The sequence below is a fragment of the Streptococcus mitis genome, from assembly GCF_047464945.1.
GTDB lineage: Bacteria > Bacillota > Bacilli > Lactobacillales > Streptococcaceae > Streptococcus > Streptococcus mitis_EA.
In genome coordinates this window covers 78,160-99,391 of sequence record NZ_JASHAX010000005.1, presented here as the reverse complement: position 1 = coordinate 99,391, position 21,232 = coordinate 78,160, and the positions used below count along the sequence as shown (strand labels likewise).

Below are 21,232 nucleotides of genomic sequence, written 5' to 3'. Positions count from 1 at the left end.
ACATGTTTTTATAATAAATTTGCTTTTGTTTTAATTCCATCCATAAAGATAGCGCATTCATATAGGATTGGTAGTAAAATAAATAAGTTTGATAGGTGAAACAAACTATTTTTGCACTGCATAAGAAAAAATTATCCGTAAAACACATGAACCAAAAATAAAACATGCTACCTCATTTCGGTAACATGTCATCGTTTTCTACTTACAACAAGGCCTCAAACTCAGCCACGGTCATTCCCAATTGATGGCTAGCAACCTCGGAAGTCAGAAAACCTTGACGGACCATATCCAGAAAGGCAAAAAGTTTCCCTTCTTCCCTTCCTTCGACTTTCCCACGCTCCAGTCCCTGTTCAATACCACGTTCCAACCCCTGTTCAATCCCTTCTGCCCTAGCAGTTTCCAAGGCATAATCATGAGCCAATAATGCCTGTTCTTCACGCATACGTAGTTGACTAAACATTTTCCTGTCCTCCTCAGACCAGCTCTTGTAGTCCAGCAGTTGGTCTGCTTGGCTGATGGCTCGCTCGGGTTGCTGGGTAAAGGGTTTGTTCCCGAAAAACTCCAACCACGGCTTGCGAACCTCGTCTTTGCTGGTTTCTCTGTATTTTAGGTCTTATTTATGATGGTCTTTCAATAGCTCCTCAAACTCAGAGACAGTCATACCTAATTGCTGACTGGCAACCTCCGAAGTTAAAAGATGTTGGCGAACGAGATTTAGTAGCATAGACAGACTTCCTTCAACTTTCCCGCGCTCCAGTCCCTGTTCAATCCCCTCTGCTCGACCTCGTTCAAGTCCACGCTCTAAACCTTGTTCAATACCTTCTGCACGACCACGTTCTAAGCCCTTTTCCTCCGCTTGTTCCAAGGCATAGTCATGCGCTAATAAGGCTTGTTCTTCGCGCATACGTAGTTGACTAAACATTTTCCTGTCCTCCTCGGACCAGCTCTTGTAGTCCAGCAGTTGGTCTGCTTGGCTGATGGCTCGCTCGGGTTCTTGAGTAAAGGGTTTATTCCCGAAAAACTCCAACCATGGTTTGCGAATGCTATCTTTGCTGGTTTCTCTATATTTTTTTAATTCCAAGAATGCCATCTTGACTAGATGATGTTCCTGTCCATTGTTTGTGATGGTTAAGACCTCACCTGTCGTATCCTCTCGCATACTAAAGCTATGAAAAGCTAGGTCATCTGAGAAATAATTACTATCCACAATTGCGATAGCGTAAACAGGCGCGATGTGTTTGTAACTCTGATGAGTATTGCCCTCTTGCTGGCGAATTTTTTCTAGGTTTTGATTGACCTGACTACATAGATAAGCCCACAAACGATTGATGAAAAAATTTTGATGATGAACTTGAATTTCAATGATAACTTGGGTTCCATTATCCAACTCCGCCAAGACATCAATACTTGTATAGAAATCTTGTACTGAATAGGGCAGAGAAGGCAAGACGTGAATGTTACTCCCCTCCAAAATGGTCACATTTTTGGCTGGCAAGTCCAGCATATCGCGGATAAATTGACAAGTGATTTCTGGATTGCTAAAGATTTTCTTAGCTACCAAATCATTGGTTGGGCTAATGCCCGGATGTCTTAAAATCATCCATTTCCTCCTCTTATTATACCACAGTTTTAAATCTAATTTTACTAGATTCGATGGTTCTATCTATTTATTCGGAAAGGAAAGGGAAAAGTCCAAATTTTCCTAACAAAAAAGATAGCCAATCTCTTTTACATCAAGAAATTTAGCTATCTTTTTTAGTTATTTTCAGATTGCGTAACGTTTAAAGATTTCTTACTTATGCCTTTCTAACAACGCCTCAAACTCAGCCACGGTCATGCCTAATTGCTCACTCGCAAATTCGGAAGTTAAAGCATGTTGGCGAACCATGTCTAAGAAGGCAAAGAGTTTTCCCTCTTCCCTTCCTTCAACTTTCCCGCGCTCTAGGCCTTGTTCAATACCCTCTGCACGACCACGTTCTAACCCTTTTTCTTCAGCTTGTTCCAAGGCATAGTCCTGCGCTAACAAGGCTTGTTCTTCTCGCATACGTAGTTGACTAAACATCTTCCTGTCCTCCTCGGACCAGCTCTTGTAGTCCAGCAGTTGGTCTGCCTGGCTGATGGCTCGCTCGGGTTCCTGAGTAAAGGGTTTATTCCCAAAAAACTCCAACCACGGTTTGCGAACCTTATCTTTGCTGGTTTCTCTGTATTTTTTGAGTTCCAAGAATGCCATCTTGACTAGATGGTGTTCCTGTCCATTGTTTGTGATAGTTAAGACCTCACCTGTCGTGTCCTCGCGCATACTAAAGCTGTGAAAAGCCAAGTCATCTTGGAAGTAGTTGCTGTCCACAATTGCAATGGCGTAAACAGGAGCGATATACTTGTAACTCTGGTGGGTGTCACCTTCACGTTGGCGAATTTTTTCGAGGTTTTGATTGACCTGGCTGCACAAATAAGTCCACAGGCGATTGATGAAAAAATTCTGATGATGTACCTGAATCTCAATGATTACTTGTGTCCCATTGTCTAACTCTGCCAATACGTCTATACTGGTATAGAAATCTTGGGCTGAATAAGGCATGGAAGGCAAGACGTGAATATTGCTCCCCTCCAAAATGGTCACATTTTTTGCTGGCAAGTCCAACATATCGCGTATAAATTGACAAGTGATTTCTGGATTGCTAAAGATTTTCTTAGCAACCAAGTCATTTGTTGGGCTAATGCCCGGATGTCTGAGAATCATCCATTTCCTCCTTCTATTATACCATAGTTTTAAATCTAATTTTGCTAGATTCGATGGTTCTATCTATTTATTCGAAAAGGAAATGAATTGTGAGGCTTTTTATCTCGTTTCAACTAAAATATGAGCTTGATCAACCAACTGTCCATCAATAGTCAGATTCAGATAGAAATCTAAGGTCTTACCAGCAGCAAAATACAGGGTTGGTAAACACAAATCTTTTTTGCATTCTCCAGCTTGGAATTGAAGGACTTGAATTTCGTCCTGATAGGCGACACCATGGACACCTGTCCCTGGTTGAATCGAAATCTTAGCCTCCAAAGGAGTATTACTTTCGCTACGTTCAATCCTGAAATGAAGAGTCTCTCCCTTTGTCACAGCAAGACTTTTTTCTGCAAATCCTAGTCCCTGAACAGCTACTTTTTGTGATAACCTCGGAGTTTTATAGAGGGCAATCTTGGTCAATACAGGCATAGATTGTGTCTCGGTAATCATCACGCGCACCTTCTGTGCCTCTACTAGCGAACCTCGCAGGAGGCGCTTATGACCAACTGTAAAGCCCCTGCCGAATTCTTGCCAGAAACCATTCACCTCTACTTGCACATGAAAAGCAGCGATTCGTTGCCCTAGCTTCAAATCTTCTCTTAACTCAATTACATCAAAAGTTTTAGATGACCCTAAGTCGAGTTCTAACTGGATGGGCAAGTCTGCATCGCTTGCCCAAGAGTTAGTCTCAAGGCCATCTGTTAGATGATAACAAGCAAAGTCTGCGGAAAAAGCAGGACCAGATACCTCAGCTCCCAGAGCCAAATCTTCTCTATAGAGTTCTTCACGATAAGCAGCAAATTCATAAAGGCGCTCAATATCCTTTGCATCGAATAGCCCATCTTGATTCGGTGGAATATTGAGCAGGAGTGGAGTTCCTCTCCCAATCGAGTGAAAGTAGATTTCTACCAATTCCTCGATAGACTTAGGATCCTGATCCTCATGGTAGAACCAGCCCGACCGGATGGAAACATCTGCCTCTCCGATTGAAAAAATCGTTCCTGAGGGTTCTCCGTGCTGAAGATAGTCCAGCTCTGCTTCTGTTCCTAGTTTGTCAGGATTCACCTTTTGCCACAGGGGATCACCTGCATACCCTCGTTCATTGCCAATCCAGCGAATACTGGTGCCTTCTGTTGAAAAAATCAAGCAATCGCCCTGCAGGTCACGAATGGTTTCAAACCATTTTTCAAATTCATAATTGACCTTTTGCGCTCCTTCTCCTCTGGCACCATCCATCCAGACCTCAGCAAATTTCCCTGCATTCCCATATGCAGGATTTGATAGAATCTCCTTCAGCTGGGCCTGATAATAGGCATTATAGTCCGCTTCTCGCTCCACATGATAGAGAGGACTGTGGGCATCCCAGGGTGATAGGTAGACCCCCATATCCATATCAAACTCTGTGGCAGCTTGGGATACTTCAAGGAGCAAGTCCCCCTCTCCATTCCTCCAAGGACTAGCCTTAACCGAATAATCTGTGTGAGCTGTCGGATAAAGGACAAAGCCATCATGGTGCTTGACCACCAAAATCAACTTTTTGAAGCCCGTTTCCTTGAGCACTCGAACCCACTCACGCGCATCTAATCTTATCGGATTAAAGCGTTCAGGATCCTCCTGACCTGTCCCCCATTCCTGGTCATAAAAAGTATTGGGACCAAAATGGATAAAAGCTGCTAGTTCATCCTCTAAATAAGCTAGCTGGGCCTGACTAGGCAAGGGCCCATGAGGTTTTATTTCTCTCACCATACTACTTCCTATCTACATTTTTCTTTACTTTTTTGGCATGTATTTGTAATTCTGTTAACGCTAGGGGACTTGCCAAATTTTCAAATCTAAGACGAAGGGCATAGGTCTCCACCTTGTCAAATTCAAAACGAAGCTCCTCATCCTTGTCGCTTGACACTTTTCGGATAGCTGATACAGGTCGCCAATTCTGCTCTTGCTTGAGCAGGGAAACCTTATCCAAATGATTTGGAGTCCGAGGTAAGCTAGGCTCATTCCCTACATAATAATCAATAAAAGTCGGCTCTACCGCCACATAGTCTTGATTTTCAACATAATACAAGGTCAGGTTATCCACAAATCGCGGTTTTAAAATCCCTGCATCTCCAAACAGAATACCCACGCTGGCTTGCTCTGACTTGGCAATCCAAGTATTGGCTGTCGATTTCTTCCGAGCAATGACCTTGTCATTGAGGTAGAAAGCTGGATGATTAGGCTCTGAGTGAGAAGCAAAGACCAGAGGCAGGTTGGATCCTGTCCACTGATTGGAAATAACTTCCCCATCTACACTGACATCTGTCACATGAATGGTGACTGTTGCTGGCAACTCACAGCCCACTACTTGTCCTGTGAGCACACTTTCTCCTACCTGAGCATAGACTTGAGAATCGAGTTCATCCCAAGTCACCTTGGCCGTATCTCGTCTGCCATCTGATAAGACTAGCTTGACTCGGTCTGGTAAGTGTGGGGCTTCCTTGACAAGCGTCCAGACCCTTTCAGGCTCAATAGCGCAAATCCCTTGGACACAAACCTGAGCAGAAGCCTTTAAATCCAGCCCTTCCAGCTGACCAGATACCATAAACTCATGAAAGCTTGCTATATCTTCTTCGGAGATTGCCTCCCAAACAACCTTGACTCGTTTTGCACTACCAGACTCATAGTCCACCAAAACTGAAGATGGCAACTGTGGATAAGTTCCCTTATTTGTATACAAGCGAAGTGGTCTTACAGAAACTGCCCTACCTAGCGAGGTATTTTCTGCCACCTGCAGGTGCATTTGATAGGTCTTCCCTCGATAAATGGCGCGGATAGCCAAGTCACCTGCAGAGAAGCAATGAAGCACCCCCTGCTTGATAATGGCATGGTCACTACCACTCGTCTCCCAAATCACTTCACTATTCCCCACCTTGTTCACAGGGTTATCCACAGTTTGTGGATAAAGTCCAATAGTTGGGGAATCCCCTTCTTGTAATCCTGCCTGCTTGTCCACTCGAATCTCAAATAAGCGCTGATTTTTCACTGACTGGCAAGCCAAATCCTCTCCCACTAAGAGATCAAAACTTGCCGGCTCTAGCCCTCTGGCACTGGCCTTTACTCTTACTTGACCTACCTGCTCCAAGCTCTGAACTAAGAGGACACCTCTGCCATGAAAGGCTTTCCGCTTAAACCGACCATTTTTCTGAGCCTGATAACGTTCACGACTGGCCTGCCTGCCATTATCAACACCCACAATGCGAGCAGGGCCTTCAATTTTAAAATGAAGCTGATTGGAAGCACTCGGCACCCAATTTCCATCCTTGTCCAATACATCAAAATAGAGATAGAGGATGTCTTGCCCATCTGGCTCCAGTTGTATTTTCTCGGCATGAAGCCCAATCTTAGCAGGCTTACCTGCAGTTACCACCCTATCTTCTGCCACAAGCTGACCTTGATGGTCATAGACCACAGCACGCAATTCTCCCGGTTGATAAGCCAAGCGCCATTCGAGATAAAGTTGTTCAGAACTTGCTCCCTCTTGGTATTTTCTACCATCTGAAGTCCATTTTTCCTGAAAATTCTTTCTGCCTTGGGATTTTCCATTAAGAAATAGCTCTACTGAACCAGCATTTGAATACACTCGAACAGGGATATCCCCACACTTATCCACAACTTGTTGATAACTCTTGTGGATTTCCCAATTCCAGTGAGGTAGGATATGAACCATAGGCTGCTGATCTAGGTCCAACCACTGACTTTGATAGAGATAATAGTCATTTTTAGGAATCCCTGCTGTGTCCACAATCCCAAAATAAGAACTCTTTACAGGCGTGTCATTTTGATTGTGCCAAGGAGTCGGCTCACCGATATAGTCCACTCCTGTCCAGATAAACTGACCTGCATAGTCTAGCCGATTTCGATCTGCTATCCAAGAAGCCGTCGCCGTCTTCCCCCAAGGAACCCGATCATTGCCGTAGTCTGACTGTTCAAAATTCCGCACGCGGCGATTATCCCCAACCCATTCCTTATCTGGGCGAAAATAGCTGTCACGCGTTCGGGTAGCCGATGAGGTTTCAGACCCATAAAGTCGCCACTTGGGATGTCTTTTGCGAATCCCATCAATATTGTCTTCTGAGTAATTCAAACCCACCACATCCAGCAAATCAGCAATCTTTTCATGACCTCCAGAACCATCTCCAAAGCGGAATTGATCCATTCCCATGGTCACAAAACGGCTATCATCCACTTCTTTGACTCTTCCTAGCAAACGTTTGATAGTCTTCAATGAATGAGCATCACCATTTGCTTCGCTGACTTCATTTCCCAAGGACCACATAAAAATCGATGGATTGTTCTTGCCACGCTCAATCATAGTACGCAAATCATAATCTGACCAGAAATCGCCTGCTTTCGCTTCTGGATGAGTCGCTTCTTCCTCAAAAAAGCGACCATAGTCATACTCTTTCTTGCCTCCATACCAAGTATCAAAGGCTTCTTCTTGAATGAGTAGACCCATTTTGGCAGCCACATCTAGCAAGATGCTACTGGCTGGATTGTGTGTTATTCGGATAGCGTTGACTCCCATTTCCTTCATTTGGCGCAGGCGTCTCTCGGCAGCCGACCTATTTTCCACAGCTCCCAGCGCTCCATAGTCATGGTGCAGACAAACTCCATGAATCTTCAACCAGCGACCATTTAGAAAGAAGCCCTTATCCGCTTGCCAATCCATATAGCGGTAACCAAAGGTCTCCTCTTCTTCATCAACCAAAATGCCATTTTTGTAAAGGTGAGTCTTCAATTGGTAAAGGTGAGGATGATCAATATCCCAAAGCAAGGGTTGAAAAATTGATATTGCTTGTTGGAAATGATGTTTGTCCCCAGCTTCAATCACTACAGAATCTGTCGCCTGCCAGTCTGACAGTTGCTGCCCATCATACCAGATACTCTGTTCCAAATACACCGACACAGACTGAGAGCCATCATTTGAAACCTTACTTGTAAGCTGAGTTTCCACCCATCCATCTCTTTGTTTCTTTAGCTTGGGACTTTCTATCTTAATCCCATATAAATCCAGATGCACCGAATCTGTAATCAATAATTTTACTTCTCGGTAAATACCGCTACCAGAATACCAACGACTGCTAGGTTGCTGATTTTCCACAAAAACCGCAAGCTGGTTGGCTGTCCCATCATTTCTTAGATAAGGCGTGATATCATAAGAAAAAGGCGTATAGCCACTGGGATAATAGCCCAACACTTGCCCGTTGATATAGACTTGGGCATTCATGTAAACCCCGTCAAACAACAAACGCACCGATACAAGACTGGCATCTTCTTCCAAGTAAAACTGTGTTCGATACCAGGCTTGACCCCCGTTTAACTGACCACCCTCATTTTGTGCTGGCGAATACTGGTCAAAATCATTGTAAATACTCCAGTCGTGCGGTACTTGAATAGCCTGCCAATTTCCCCTCTGAAAATCCGACGCCAAGGCCTCTTCCTTCCCCACCTCTTGGCTAAAAAACCAGTAATTTCGTAAAACTTCTTCTCTTCCCATAAAAGCATTCCTCTTTAAACGACTCGATTTCCTTGACTATAGCACAAAACAAAAGCGCTTTCAAGACTTCCTCCATCACTCCCTAAATCCTCAGAAAAGATTCTATAATTTGTGGAAAAGTCTGAAAATAACTCTATGTTCATATAAACTGTCATTTTCAAGAAACAAGGTCATACTCTTCGAAAATCTCTTCAAACCACGTCAGCGTCGCCTTCCCGTAGGTATATGTAACTGACTTCGTCAGTCTTATCTACTACCTCAAAGCAGTGCTTTGAGCAACCTGAGGCTTGCTTCCTAGTTTACTTTTTGATTTTCATTGAGTAGCAAATCTGACAAGAACCAAAAAACACCTCTCTGAATGTTCATTCCAGAGAGATGTTCCTTTTTTGTCTTAACTATTGTAAATCGATTGTCTAAAGTCATCTGAATCTTTGAGATAAGCTTTATAAATCGCTTTTTTCAGTTTTTGAACGGGTGTTTCGATAAAGGTATAGGTGCGCGCAGTTGTTTTGCCTGCCTTAATCTGTTTCAACTCCTCTTGGACAGCTTTCTGCATCAATTCACTTAACTTCTGACTTGTCAGACTTATTTGCCGACCTTCATATTGAATTGTCAAAGGTTTCAATTGATCAATCTTAGCTACCCTTTCCTTGATTTGTGCTTTTTTAAACTCAGCATAACTCTTACCATTCAAAACTTTATTGAAAATATAAGTATCAGATAAAGGCTTGTTTTCAGCCTCTGCTACTTGTTTGTATTGATTTGAAACATAAGGAACAAATCCTTCATAGTAGCCCAAAGTAGCCATCAATTCAAAGGCTTGTTTTCTAAAGGTGATGTCCCCACTCATACCAGAGTCATTTTGACTAACACCATAAATGGTATCAAACATATCAACAGTATAGTAACCGTTTGCTGCAATCTTACCTTTATCTGAAAAACCAGCAATGATATAACGGTTGACCATGATATGATTGTCAATCAAACTATCAACATCTGTCAATTTTTTGGCATCTTCTAAGGTAAGAGTTTGAATCTCCTCACTCTTATGAGTCGGTTTAACTGCTGGATTACGGTAATCTACCCAAGTTCTAGAACCTGTTGAAGTGATTGGCGTTATTTTTTTGAAATAACTCATCTTGTCTTCTACAGATAAGCCTTTACTTGCCTCTGCTTCTAGGTAATCTAGAGTATAAAGGACATCGAAACTTCCCTTCATATAAGATTTCAAATCTTCTGCTGTTTTAAATCGATCAGGTGTTCTATTGTAAAATCCATTCTTATCACTCTCATCATATACAAAGTTGAGATTGAAATAAGTATCCTTTTCTGGATTATAGGAGTTTTCAAAAATACCACGCGCATAAAACTCTGCTCCTGTACCATCTCGACGACCGTAATTATTAAACAAGACCGTTCTATCTAGTAAGTGCGTCATTTCATGAGAATAAGTCGCTGAACCTCTATCATCCAAAACCCTATCTATAAAGTAACGGACACCTAATCCATTGGCCTCAGCTCCCACCTTACTTACTGGAGAATAGTAATTCATAGGAGTCATAAACTGGTCGACCCCCTTATCAGCTCCACTACCAGTAGCTGGTGACCAAGTGCTATCAATCTGTGCATTCGAATTACTTGTATATTTCTTCATCGTATCAATAATCAAGCGATTTGTCAGCAACTTATCACGATTTTCTGGTTTTGTTATACGATAAAGAGTATCAACATAGTTGGCTTGTTGTACAGCCGCCTTTTCAATTAAAGACTTGACTCTAGCAAGCTCAGTCTGATACTTAGTTGGATTAGACTGGGCAAGAGAAGTATCTATATAGGAACCAATATTACCATAAGTAATCGTCGCCATATTACTAATCACGTAAACATTTGGTTCTTTCACATTCAAAAGTCCCAAAATAGCAGCCATATTAGCCTCTTGTTTACGAGGATCCTTTTCCCCAGCTGTCAACTTGCTATACAGACCGATATGCGCTGAAGGATTTTCCTTAGATGGTTTTTCAACAATCATAGCTTGACTAGATTTTTTAAGCCAAGTATCCGCATCATCTGACGTAAAGAGTTGGCGATTGCTGTCTAAAAATTCCTTCAAGCTAGCCTTACCTGTAATGGTAGATAAATACTTTGTAAATGTTTGAGGACTATTGGTCAATTTCATCTCTTCATAAGACATGGATCCTAATTTTTTCAAACTATCCAAGGCGGTCATTGTCTTATTACCAAATGAACTTGGATTAAAGGCCAGAATATCACGAATATTCGTGTCCCCAAATTGAATATTATAAAAACGATTGATATAAGACAGTCCCAATAAAATCTGCTCTTTGTATTGCTCCAGCTCTTGTTTGACCTTGCTGCGGTTTTCAGGGGTATCTCCTATAATTCCCAATGTATGCGAGGCAATCTTTTTGAAACTTGACTCAGCTTGCGTCTTCGTCTGATCAAAGCTTTCTTGAATTGACAGTTTTTGAAGATACTCTGTGCGCAACATATCTTTGACCTCTTGGTCAGTAATATTTGGGTGGGTTTTTTTGAGCGCAATTCTCTTTGTTATAATATCTCGAGGATCATAGGTAGGCTCTAACTGTGCTTTTAGTTTACTGTCATGTAAGAAGTCTACTGACCTCACGCTTGTGGTCAGAGCAGACACATCCACAGCATCTTCTCTCTCACTATTTGCTGGAAGGATGTGTGGTTTATCCTCCTGACTACCAACTAAAACGACTCTCGGTTTCATTGGTTTTGTTATTTGACTCACTTCTTGAGGATTAACCAATTCACCAGTTTGTTCATTGATAGCGTAGGTTCTGGTAAGTGTATTCTCACCAACTTCTCCTTCAGAGGCTACCTTTTCTATATTTTTAGCAAGTGAAGAATCCTCTCTTCGCTCCTCAGTAACAGCAATCGGTTGTATTACTTTTTCCATATTACCAACTTGAATCACTTTATAGACTGCTGGATTTACTTGTCTAGTAGTGTCAGATACCGTCACCTGACCTGTTGCCTTATCTAATTGATAACTCGTCCTAGTTTCCACCGAACCATCACGCCCTGCAACCGCTACCTCCTCTTTTCTGAATTCCAAAGCAGGATTCACTTGGTAAATCGTTTTATGAGATAGGACAGTAGTTTCAACACTCGGTTTAGTTCCAACTTCTACAACTTGATCAACTTTGTTAGCTACTATTTTGACAGTTTTACTCTCAGAAATATTTCCACTTGCTTGATCTTTAGTATAGGTAGTAGTAACTTGTTCTTGTCCCTCAACACCCGGAATTCTTACTCTTGTAACGCCATGGTCTAGCGCTTCATTCTTTTCATAAATTGTTTCATAAGGAACAGCTTTGGTCTCTACTTTTGTCTGAGGAAGTTGAGTGTCTTCTTTATATTCTGGGAGAGCCTCCTGTATCTCAGGTTCACCGGAAACGCCACCCTCATAAGAGGGAAGAGATGGCTCTACCGAGGGTTCACCAGAAACACCACCTTCATAAGAGGGAAGAGACGGCTCTACCGAAGGCTCACCGGAAACACCACCCTCATAAGAGGGAAGGGACGGTTCCACCAAGGACTCGCCGAAAACACCGCCCTCATAAGACGGAAGAGACGGCTCTACCGAAGGCTCACCGGAAACACCGCCTTCATAAGACGGAAGCGCTGGTTCTACCAAGGACTCACCGGAAACACCGCCTTCATAAGATAGAAGGGACGGTTCCACCAAGGATTCGCCGGAAACACCGCCCTCATAAGACGGAAGACGTGGTTGGACTTCCGGGGCTAGGCTTATACCATTTTCTTGAGGTTCCTTCTCTTTTGCCCCGACCAAAATCACCTGAGCAACTGGTTCACGAAGCACTTCTCTCCCTACTTCATTTCGCGTAACCACACCATCGACAACCCTTACTTCTGTTAAGATTCGTTCTTGTCCCTTGGCACCTTCTATAGAAATTCTTTTTTCTCCCTTAGCCAGAGTTGGGTCAGACTGAAATTGAGTTTCAAACTCTATCTCCCCTATCCTAACTTCCAGTTCTGGCTTGTCTTCAGTAACAGTTTTCATTCCTTCATCTGGTACTTTTTTAGACTCAATATTCATACTTTTTTCAGGAGTTGGATTTAAAACAGGCTCAACTGCGTAAGATGGTTGAGGAGATTGCACAAGATCTTTAGTCGAGCTAAAATGAGATGTAGTCTGTGGTACAATCTTCTTAGATTGAGGTTCTGAACTTTCCTCCTTTTGAGATAATGCTGGCGACTCTACCTTATCAACAGAAAGTTCCTTACTAGCACTATCTCTTACCAAATAATATCCCGTAAATTCATATCCTTGAACTGTTTCAGGACTTGGTAAAAACTGACCTTCTACTCTCTTAACAAGGACTGGTTGCAATTCTACCAGATTTTCTAAAGCAGAGATGGATGCTCCCAAGCCACCAACAGCAAAGGCTGTCACAAGGAAGTAAGACGCTCCCTTTTTTCTCTTGATTAAAGTGAAGGAAAGCAATAATAATCCTGCTCCCAAGATAAACATCCCATCATTAGAAAACAGACCTGTTTCTGGTAATCTTGTAGCCAATTTTCGATAGATAAAGTAGTATTCTTTTCCCTCTTTTACCTCAATCTTATTTTCTTCAAACCATTGCAACTCAGATTTTAGCTTTTCAGATAAATCCTGCTCATCCAAATAATGACTTGAAATTAGTGTTGAACTCGTTTCTGTAGCCTGTGCAGGTTGAGCACCCATACCAGCAAAAAATAAACTCGTTCCTAGAAAGACCGAACAAGCTCCTATTGTATATTTCCTCAAAGAAAAACGCTGCTTTCTCTCAAATTGAAATTCTTTCATCCCATATCCTATCATTCATTATTACTGTATATTTAGTATATCAGAAATAGTTTGTATTCACAAATCTTTCTAGTTATTCCCTTATCATTCCAAATTAAGGGGGACAACATACAATAATTTTTATTTAATACTCTTCGAAAATCAAATTCAAACCACGTCAGCGTCGCCTTACCGTACTCAAGTACAGCCTGCGGCTAGCTTCCTAGTTTGCTCTTTGATTTTCATTGAGTATAAATGTATATCAATGTTCTTTGCTTTTCTTAACAAATACAATGCAAAAAGAGCCTGTTGCCAAGCTCTTTAGTCTATTATTTCTTCTCAGCGCGAAGGGCTGACAAGATTTGTGTACGGATATCATCTACACCATTTGGCGTATTTGGTAAAAAGATAGTTTGGTTTCCTTTAGAGGCAAAGGTATTCAAGGTGTCCAAATACTGGTTGGTCAAGAGGATGGACATGATTTGTTCTTCTGTCATGCCAACATTTGCTTCCTTGAGTTCTGTGATAGACTCTGCCAACCCATCCACAATCGCCTTACGTTGTTGGGCAATCCCCACACCATGAAGGCGATCCTTTTCTGCTTCGGCTTCAGCTGCAGTGACAATTTTAATCTTATCGGCTTCCGCCAATTCTTGCGCTGCGACCCGCTTGCGTTGCGCCGCATTGATTTCATTCATGGATTGCTTAACTTCTGCATCAGGTTCGACCTTGGTAATCAAGGTTTTCACGATAATGTAGCCGTAGGTTGTCATTTCTTCCGCCACTTGGTGTTGAACCTCAAGGGCAATCTCATCTTTTTTCTCAAACAGTTCGTCCAAGGTTAATTTGGGAACGGAAGAGCGAAGGGCATCTTCGATATAAGATTTAATCTGAGATTCTGGACGCATGAGTTTATAGTAGGCATCTGTTACGCTCTGCTCATTGACACGGTACTGGGTCGCCACGTTCATCATAACGAACACATTATCCTTAGTCTTAGTCTCAACTACAATATCGCTTTGCAACAAGCGCAACTGAATCCGAGCTGCAATCGAGTCAATTCCAAAAGGCAATCGAATATGAATACCACTATTAGCAACCTTTTGGTATTTCCCAAAGCGTTCAATAATCGCCACCGACTGCTGACGAACCACATAAACTGTACTCAGTGTGACTATCACCAATAGGAGCACACAAACCACCACAAAAATCATCAAAAATGTTGCCATTATCGTGACCTCCATTATTATTTTTCCTGTATTATAGCACATTTAAAGAAGGCTGTGTAATTTTTACTGCGATTTTTCCTGAAATGTCAATAATTAGAGGTGAAACTACATTTCAAGTTAGTAATCGCTTTTTTCATTACATTAACTTCTATAAAATCTACATCAATAGTCAGGGAATAACTTGCCTTAACTTTTCTCTCGTGCTATACTATTTATTGAAATGAATGAATAGGAGATATTTCATGAAAACAGCAAAAACTACTGTTACAATCCTTTCTACACTTGCTTCTGTCGTCTTATTGGCTAGTTGTGCAACAAAGTCTACAGAAACACAGACAAACAATAATAGCTCATCTGATAATCAGATTACATTGACATATGACCAACTACGGTCAAGAGAAAACACTATGTCAACTCTTTGGTATCAAAAATCAGCTGAAACTAAAGCTTTATACATACAGGGTTATAACGTTGCAACAAATCACCTAAAGGAATTGCTCAAAACAGAATCAGACAAACCTTACTCTATCGTTTTAGACTTGGATGAAACTGTCCTAGATAATAGCCCTTATCAAGTACAAAATGTCAAAGATGGTACAGCATTCACACCCGAAAATTGGGATGTTTGGGTTCAAAAAGCTGCAGCAAAAGCCGTCCCAGGTGCCAAGGATTTTCTTCAGTTTGCTGATCAAAACGGTGTCCAAATCTACTATATTTCTGACCGCTCAGCTAATCAAGTAGATGCTACTATTAAAAATCTTGAAAGTGAAGGAATTCCTGTTCAAGGACGTGATCATCTCATGTTCTTAGAAAGTGGTGTAAAATCCAAAGAAGGTCGTCGCCAAAAAGTTCAAGAAAAAACAAATCTTATCTTATTATTTGGTGATAACCTCGTAGACTTTGCAGATTTTTCTAAGACTTCTGAATCTGACCGTAATAAACAACTTGAAGAATTGCAAAAAGAATTCGGTGAAAAATTCATCATCTTCCCAAATCCAATGTACGGATCATGGGAATCAGCTGTATACGGTGGTAACAAACTAGATGCTAAAGGTCAAGTAGAAGAACGACAAAAAGCCTTGCAAGGTTTTGATAAATAAAACAAATAAGCTGATTCTACATAAAATTAGGCTAACTTACAATCTTCAAAAAGTGGATAGGAGGGAATTCTGATAATCAGAAAACTTTCCTATCCACTTTTATAATTAATATAACATCAAGCTTTTATACATCTGATACTATACGTTTTTTGATTTTAACGATTTTTTGCCTATCCCCTATACTTCAAGAATTAAGCAATCTTGATGATCTAAATGTAGTGTGGTATACTATTTTTGTCATCGGTTACCGATTACGTTCCTATGGGTTCGTGAGAGGAGGTGAAACTAATGAGCCTTATCATAGAGCTCGCTCTTACTATTATAGCGGATGTCATAGCAGGAATTATCTTGTATTTCGTCTGCAGATGGCTAGATAGTAAGGACTAGACCGAGTGACTAGCCTATCAGCACCCGTTAAATCGCTAAGATACGTCAAAAAAGCCCTTAACTATGGCAGTAGTTAGGGGCTTTGGTGTTCTAATGAACCTTATCAATTAACTACATTCTAGCATATAAACCCCGATATTTCAAGAGTTTTATTTATTTTTTAAAGTTCTGAAAGGTCTATAATGAAGTTAGCCATCTAATATCTAAAAACCGACTAGCTCCTATGAACTAGTCGGTTTCTTATCAATGCGCCAACATTTCTTGGGCGATTTCTTGGCCAGATAGGTTATCTGGGTAGTAGGTTGGCCAGTTATCCATTTCTTCAAAGAGGGCTTCTTGGCTTGTGCCTCCAAAGAAGATATGGAAATGTTCTGCCTTAACTGGGGCGATATTGTGGTCGCTAAACTGAACATACTTGAACTGTCCAGCATCAGCATCTGTCGCTTCAAAGAGGAAGCGCACGCCACGATTGCCTTTCTTGTAAGTTAAGATTTTCTTACCAACATACTTGTAGGTGAATTTCTTACTTTGTCCACCTTGAACAAATTCCATAGTATTATCAGTGATATTAATCTTAGTCACATCTGTCTGATAGCCTTTTGTATAGTAGGCCTTGTACTCAGCCTGAGTCATCTTACCAGTCAACTTAGCCTTGTAGTCAAAGACCTGATCAAAAGTTCCATCTTCAAGGAAAGGATAGACTGATTGCCAGTTACCTGCATAGTCACTCAAAGTGCGGTCCTTGACGTCTGCATCCTCAAAGTAACCATTTTGAACTGTCTTCGTATCCTCTGCCTTTTCAGGCTCGATAGCTGGACCTTCTTGGTCTGTTGTTTGTTTCAAAGCTTTGAGGTTTTTCTCCATGATAGAGATGTAATTTTCTCCAGCCTTGGTGTCCTCTTCTGTCAGACTTTCTAAAGGATTAAGTACATCTGTTTTGACACCTGCCTCTTTTGAAAGTGTGTTAGCAAGGGCTTGTGAGGCATTTTCTTCAAAGTAGATATAGGCAATTTTATTTTTCTTGACATACTCTGTCAATTCTGCCAAACGAGCAGCTGATGGTTCTGCATCTGGAGAAAGGCCTGAGATTGCGACTTGTTTGAGTCCATAGTCCAAGGCGAGATAGTTAAAGGCTGCGTGCTGCGTTACAAAGCTCTTTTGTTTGGCTTGAGACAAGCCTTCTGCATAAGCCTTATCTAAGGCTTGTAATTTTTCTATATAGGCAGCAGCATTCTTCTCAAAGGTATCTTTTTTATCCGGATAATCTGCTGATAGGCTATCACGGATGTGCTCTACAAGTTTAATAGCACGAACTGGTGATAACCAAACATGGGGATCGTACTCATGGTGATGACCTTCTTCGCCATGGTCATGGTCTCCCTCTTCTTCCTCGCCACCTGGCAAGAGCAACATATCTCCTGTCGCCTTGATGGTTTTGACCTTTTTCTTATCCAAGGTATCTAGCAATTTAGGAACCCATGTTTCCATATTTTCATTTTCATAAACGAAGGTATCTGCATCTTGAATTTTGGCAACTACCTTGGCAGACGGTTCATATTCATGGGGTTCTGTACCAGCACCGATAAGGAGTTCTACATTAGCAGTATCTCCTGCGACTTGCTTAGTAAATTCATAGACAGGGTAAAAGGTTGTCACAATATTGAGTTTGCCATCTGCCTGCTTTTGATTGGAACAAGCCACTAAAAACAAGGCACATAGACTGGCTAGCAATAAGCTAATTTTTTTCACATTAGTCTCCTATTTGATAAAACGTCTTACTAAACTAATCAGTAAGAAGACAGTTACAAAAATAATAGTAATACTTGCGCTTGCAGGTGTTTCTGCATAGTAGGAAATGTAGAGTCCTGCCACCATTCCCAAAAATCCAATAGCACTGGCAAGCAGCATAACCGATTTAAAGTTTTTCCCCAGACGCAGGGCAATACTAGCTGGCAAGACCATAATGGTCGATACCAGAAGAGCTCCCGCAGCAGGAATCATAAGGGCAATGGCCACCCCCGTCACCATGTTAAAAAGAATGGACATGGTACGAACTGGCAAGCCATCCACAAAAGCCGTATCCTCATCAAAAGTCAGGATATACATCGGACGAAGGAAGAGGAAGGTCAAAATCAAAACAACCGCCGCAATGACAAAGAGGGAAATAACCTGCTCTTCACTGATAGTCACGATTGAACCAAAAAGATACTGGTCCAAACTCATAGAACTAGAGCTTTTACCCTTGCTCATGACAATCAGAGAAACAGCCAGACCCGTTGACATGAGGATAGCTGTCCCGATTTCCATAAAGCTCTTGTAAACCGTACGGAGATACTCCAGGAAGACTGCCGCAATCAAGACAATAGCAATAGTTGAAATAGTCGGAGAAATCCCTAGGACCAGACCAAAAGCTACACCCGAAAGCGAGACGTGGCTGAGGGTATCACTCATCAAACTCTGACGGCGCAAGATAAGGAAGGTTCCCAATACCGGCGAGAAAAGACTCATGGCAATAACGGCTAGAAAGGCACGCTGCATAAAGTCATAAGATAATAAACTAAGCATGGCCCACCTCCTGATCATTCTCATGAACGTTGAAACAACGCCATGGCGAGTCTTGGTTACGGACTAGATGAATATTGCGGTCCGCATAGTCCTTAACTTCTTCAGGGTCATGGGTAATCATCAAAACAGCCTTGCCATGATGATGGGCGCTGTGGTGCATGAGTTCGTAAAATTCATTTTTACTTCCTGCATCCATCCCCGTTGTCGGTTCATCTAGGATAAACACATCTGGGTCAGAAGCAAACATACGCGCAATCACCGCTCGCTGCTTTTGCCCCCCAGATAGAGACCCCAAGCGTTTGTCTCGGTGTTCCCACATACCAACTGAGTCCAGACTAGCCTTGATATGCTCCTCATCATGAGCATTCAAGCGACGGAACCAACCCTTTCGCGGATAGCGACCCGACTTGACAAACTCATAAACCGTACTTGGAAAACCAGCATTAAAACTGGCAATCTGTTGAGGAAGGTAAGCTATTCTCAATTTCTTACCCTGGGCATTTGTCTTTGAAATGGTCACCTTACCAATGCGTGGTTGGAGGATTCCAAGACTGGCCTTGATCAGTGTCGTCTTAGCCGCTCCATTTTCCCCTGTCAAGGTAACAAATTCCCCACTATCAACACTATAATTGATATGTTCAAGAACAGGCTCCTTATCATAATAGAAGGATAAATCCTCTACCGTAATATATCTCATTATTTGATTTCTCCTACTAAAGCAGTCAAAAACCGCTGAATCACTTTTTGTTCATTTGGAGTAAACTGAGTCGCCACTTGTTCATAGGTTAAAAGCGTATGCTCATGGTGATGGTGGTGCTCCTCAGCAATTGGACGAGCCAAATCAGTCAACTGATAAAAAATCACACGCGCATCCTTAGGATCTTTAGATGTTTCCAACATCCCTTCCTTGACCAAAGACTTAATGGCCTTGGTAACTGCCGCCTGACTGACATTGAGACGACGAGCCAACTCTGAATTTGTTAAAGATTCCTCTGATAAAAGCATGAGGATATGCTCCTGGGTATTGGTCAGGGCCACCTCGCTAGTACAATGACCTATTAGGATTTCATGCTGATTTTCTGCCTGCAAAATCACCTCATTCAAAAAGCCATCGATATCCTTCGCTAGCTGTCTCATATCTGACTCCTTTCCTTTTAGACTTCTCTTTTTTAAGAGAAAAATACTATTATTTGACATTTTGTTTACCAGTTAATTATATCACAAGCAAAAAAAGAGTCAAGAAAAAACGTGAAAACTAGTTTCATTCTTGAACTCTTCTATATTATCTATTGAAATTCTTTGACATCTCCATCATAAGTCGCCCAATCTTTGCTGAAAAAGCGCTCATTCAGATGGTAAGTCGGAGCTGGTGTGGGATTGGATAGGAAAGGATCAACTGCCTTGTCAAAAGCCAACCAGCCCAACCAACCAATATGAATTGTATCTTTTACAAAATAAGGTTCAGCACCATTTTTTGAAAAATCTGCTATATTGGTAAAACCTTGGCTTTCTAACTGGTAACGAATCTTCTGCACCGTTTGTTGGTACATGTCCTCTCGTAAACCAGCGTAGTCCATCCATTTTTTATTAACAGGTGGAATGATAAAAATCGGGTTGACCTTAGATTTAGAAAACTGTGTTAAAACCAACTGCAAGTCATTATACTCTGGCGACTTGAGATAGGTAAAGCTTTTCTGAGAGTCCTTTAATTTCTTCAAATCCTTCTTGATCTGCGTATTATAGAAATAATTTTCCATTCCCAGATCATTATTGGAAGTATTCTTTTCTGCATCTGCTTTAACAATATCTTCTATAGATTGATAAGAAAACTGGTCTGGCAAGGTCTTTAAATACTTAACTACATGCTTATCATAATTGACATAGCCTCTAACTGAAAACTGACCAAAAAAGGAAGCTTGGCGTTCATTAAACCGAGCCAATAATTCAATCATTTCATTGTCTGCCGTCGATAATTCTTCTTTGCTTGCCAACTTCTGAACCAGATCCTTCATAGCTACGTTTGGGAACTGCTGCAGTAAGCGAGTCGCTGCATATTGACTAGCCTGATCTCCAGATTGATGTTCCAGAAAACTGGTCAACTGGTCTCCATTAAAATACTGCTGAAAAGCTGCTGGCTCATAGCCATTTTTACTGAACCACTGAGGTGAGATAACATACACAGCTTGTTTATTCTCCAGCTGTGGCAACATCTGTTGCATCCCAAAATACTGGTTAAGCGATGCAGCTCCCCTCTGTCCTAAAAGATAAGGACGGTAGGAGCGATTGTATTTCTCAGCTAATACCGCAGGATGAGCACCGTCAAAACGAAGCCATTCACTAGAGCCAAAGAAGGGAACAAAACGCATATTTGGATCAGATAGTGCTCTGACTTTTTGACTTCGCTCCTTAAAACTATCGATAGTAGTGGCCACTGCTGAACGCTTTTCAGCTCCTAGATTATGACGCATCTCAGTAGGATAGAAGAAAATGAGCAGAAAAACCAACAAACCAGCTATCAAGACCGGTCCGAAGATCATCCATAAGCGTTTAAGCATTTTGTAGCTCCACAATACCAGCTATGATTTTATTGGCTGTATTCCAATCATCACGACCAAACTCTGTTACAGGGACACGAATGTCAAAACGGTTTTCAATTTCCACAATCAACTCAACCGTGCCCATGCTATCCAAGACACCTGCATCAAAAAGATCTTCATCCATCATGTCAGAAACATCTTCCATAAACAACTCATCAATAATTTCGATAACTTCTGATTTGATATCCATATTTTATTT

At 41.6% G+C, this 21,232-nt stretch carries 13 protein-coding genes and 1 pseudogene; 1 reads left to right on the top strand and 13 read right to left on the bottom strand.

Translation table 11 applies throughout. From position 1 onward, the window contains the following. Positions 1-202 precede the first annotated feature (202 nt). The 7 genes and pseudogenes from QM424_RS07255 to QM424_RS07225 form a co-directional block, all read right to left on the bottom strand. A pseudogene (locus QM424_RS07255) lies at positions 203-607 on the bottom strand (Rpn family recombination-promoting nuclease/putative transposase); the annotation flags it as partial. Positions 608-613: 6 nt separating this feature from the next. Continuing rightward, positions 614-1,600, bottom strand: a complete 987-nt coding sequence (locus QM424_RS07250; protein WP_414393940.1) for an Rpn family recombination-promoting nuclease/putative transposase — start codon at positions 1,598-1,600, stop codon at positions 614-616. Positions 1,601-1,792: 192 nt separating this feature from the next. After that, positions 1,793-2,740, bottom strand: coding sequence for an Rpn family recombination-promoting nuclease/putative transposase (locus tag QM424_RS07245; protein WP_414393938.1), 948 nt, complete (start codon positions 2,738-2,740; stop codon positions 1,793-1,795). A 99-nt stretch (positions 2,741-2,839) separates the two neighbouring features. After that, positions 2,840-4,528 (bottom strand): alpha-L-fucosidase, encoded by a 1,689-nt coding sequence (locus tag QM424_RS07240; protein WP_414393936.1) that lies wholly within the window; start codon positions 4,526-4,528, stop codon positions 2,840-2,842. 1 nt (position 4,529) lies between these two features. Beyond that, the gene (locus QM424_RS07235; RefSeq protein ID WP_414393934.1) at positions 4,530-8,318 is read right to left on the bottom strand and encodes a glycoside hydrolase family 2 TIM barrel-domain containing protein; all 3,789 of its coding nucleotides are present in this window, start codon (positions 8,316-8,318) and stop codon (positions 4,530-4,532) included. Between the two features lie 391 nt (positions 8,319-8,709). After that, the gene (locus tag QM424_RS07230; protein WP_414393931.1) at positions 8,710-13,176 is read right to left on the bottom strand and encodes a ZmpA/ZmpB/ZmpC family metallo-endopeptidase; all 4,467 of its coding nucleotides are present in this window, start codon (positions 13,174-13,176) and stop codon (positions 8,710-8,712) included. A gap of 308 nt (positions 13,177-13,484) precedes the next feature. Then, the gene (locus QM424_RS07225; protein WP_004235732.1) at positions 13,485-14,369 is read right to left on the bottom strand and encodes an SPFH domain-containing protein; all 885 of its coding nucleotides are present in this window, start codon (positions 14,367-14,369) and stop codon (positions 13,485-13,487) included. Positions 14,370-14,626: 257 nt separating this feature from the next. Here QM424_RS07225 and QM424_RS07220 point away from each other — a divergent pair, with 257 nt between their 5' ends. Next, positions 14,627-15,484, top strand: a complete 858-nt coding sequence (locus tag QM424_RS07220) for a 5'-nucleotidase, lipoprotein e(P4) family (protein WP_101786290.1) — start codon at positions 14,627-14,629, stop codon at positions 15,482-15,484. 630 nt (positions 15,485-16,114) lie between these two features. Here QM424_RS07220 and adcA read toward each other — a convergent pair. The 6 genes from adcA to dltC all read right to left on the bottom strand — a co-directional run bounded on the left by adcA (position 16,115) and on the right by dltC (position 21,223). After that, positions 16,115-17,620 carry a zinc ABC transporter substrate-binding lipoprotein AdcA gene (gene adcA / locus QM424_RS07215; RefSeq protein ID WP_414393929.1) on the bottom strand — a complete coding sequence of 502 codons (1,506 nt, stop codon included), beginning with the start codon at positions 17,618-17,620 and terminating at the stop codon, positions 16,115-16,117. Positions 17,621-17,629: 9 nt separating this feature from the next. Then, positions 17,630-18,436 carry a metal ABC transporter permease gene (locus tag QM424_RS07210; protein WP_000950030.1) on the bottom strand — a complete coding sequence of 269 codons (807 nt, stop codon included), beginning with the start codon at positions 18,434-18,436 and terminating at the stop codon, positions 17,630-17,632. Continuing rightward, the gene (locus QM424_RS07205; RefSeq protein WP_049546880.1) at positions 18,429-19,133 is read right to left on the bottom strand and encodes a metal ABC transporter ATP-binding protein; all 705 of its coding nucleotides are present in this window, start codon (positions 19,131-19,133) and stop codon (positions 18,429-18,431) included. The genes QM424_RS07210 and QM424_RS07205 overlap by 8 nt, the downstream gene beginning before the upstream one ends. Continuing rightward, the gene (adcR, locus tag QM424_RS07200; RefSeq protein WP_001249314.1) at positions 19,133-19,573 is read right to left on the bottom strand and encodes a zinc-dependent transcriptional regulator AdcR; all 441 of its coding nucleotides are present in this window, start codon (positions 19,571-19,573) and stop codon (positions 19,133-19,135) included. The genes QM424_RS07205 and adcR overlap by 1 nt, the downstream gene beginning before the upstream one ends. A gap of 149 nt (positions 19,574-19,722) precedes the next feature. After that, on the bottom strand, positions 19,723-20,991 hold the full coding sequence (dltD, locus tag QM424_RS07195) for a D-alanyl-lipoteichoic acid biosynthesis protein DltD (RefSeq protein WP_414393925.1): 1,269 nt from the start codon (positions 20,989-20,991) through the stop codon (positions 19,723-19,725). Then, the gene (gene dltC / locus QM424_RS07190; protein ID WP_000351967.1) at positions 20,984-21,223 is read right to left on the bottom strand and encodes a D-alanine--poly(phosphoribitol) ligase subunit DltC; all 240 of its coding nucleotides are present in this window, start codon (positions 21,221-21,223) and stop codon (positions 20,984-20,986) included. The genes dltD and dltC overlap by 8 nt, the downstream gene beginning before the upstream one ends. Between the last annotated feature and the right edge of the window lie 9 nt (positions 21,224-21,232).

Excerpts from the sequence above, each read along its gene's own strand:
- QM424_RS07250 (WP_414393940.1), bottom strand. The coding sequence starts at position 1,600 with ATGATTTTAAGACATCCGGGCATTAGCCCAACCAATGATTTGGTAGCT.
- QM424_RS07245 (WP_414393938.1), bottom strand. The coding sequence starts at position 2,740 with ATGATTCTCAGACATCCGGGCATTAGCCCAACAAATGACTTGGTTGCT.
- QM424_RS07240 (WP_414393936.1), bottom strand. The coding sequence starts at position 4,528 with ATGGTGAGAGAAATAAAACCTCATGGGCCCTTGCCTAGTCAGGCCCAG.
- QM424_RS07235 (WP_414393934.1), bottom strand. The coding sequence starts at position 8,318 with ATGGGAAGAGAAGAAGTTTTACGAAATTACTGGTTTTTTAGCCAAGAG.
- QM424_RS07230 (WP_414393931.1), bottom strand. The coding sequence starts at position 13,176 with ATGAAAGAATTTCAATTTGAGAGAAAGCAGCGTTTTTCTTTGAGGAAA.
- QM424_RS07225 (WP_004235732.1), bottom strand. The coding sequence starts at position 14,369 with ATGATTTTTGTGGTGGTTTGTGTGCTCCTATTGGTGATAGTCACACTG.
- QM424_RS07220 (WP_101786290.1), top strand. The coding sequence starts at position 14,627 with ATGAAAACAGCAAAAACTACTGTTACAATCCTTTCTACACTTGCTTCT.
- QM424_RS07210 (WP_000950030.1), bottom strand. The coding sequence starts at position 18,436 with ATGCTTAGTTTATTATCTTATGACTTTATGCAGCGTGCCTTTCTAGCC.
- QM424_RS07205 (WP_049546880.1), bottom strand. The coding sequence starts at position 19,133 with ATGAGATATATTACGGTAGAGGATTTATCCTTCTATTATGATAAGGAG.
- adcR (WP_001249314.1), bottom strand. The coding sequence starts at position 19,573 with ATGAGACAGCTAGCGAAGGATATCGATGGCTTTTTGAATGAGGTGATT.
- dltD (WP_414393925.1), bottom strand. The coding sequence starts at position 20,991 with ATGCTTAAACGCTTATGGATGATCTTCGGACCGGTCTTGATAGCTGGT.
- dltC (WP_000351967.1), bottom strand. The coding sequence starts at position 21,223 with ATGGATATCAAATCAGAAGTTATCGAAATTATTGATGAGTTGTTTATG.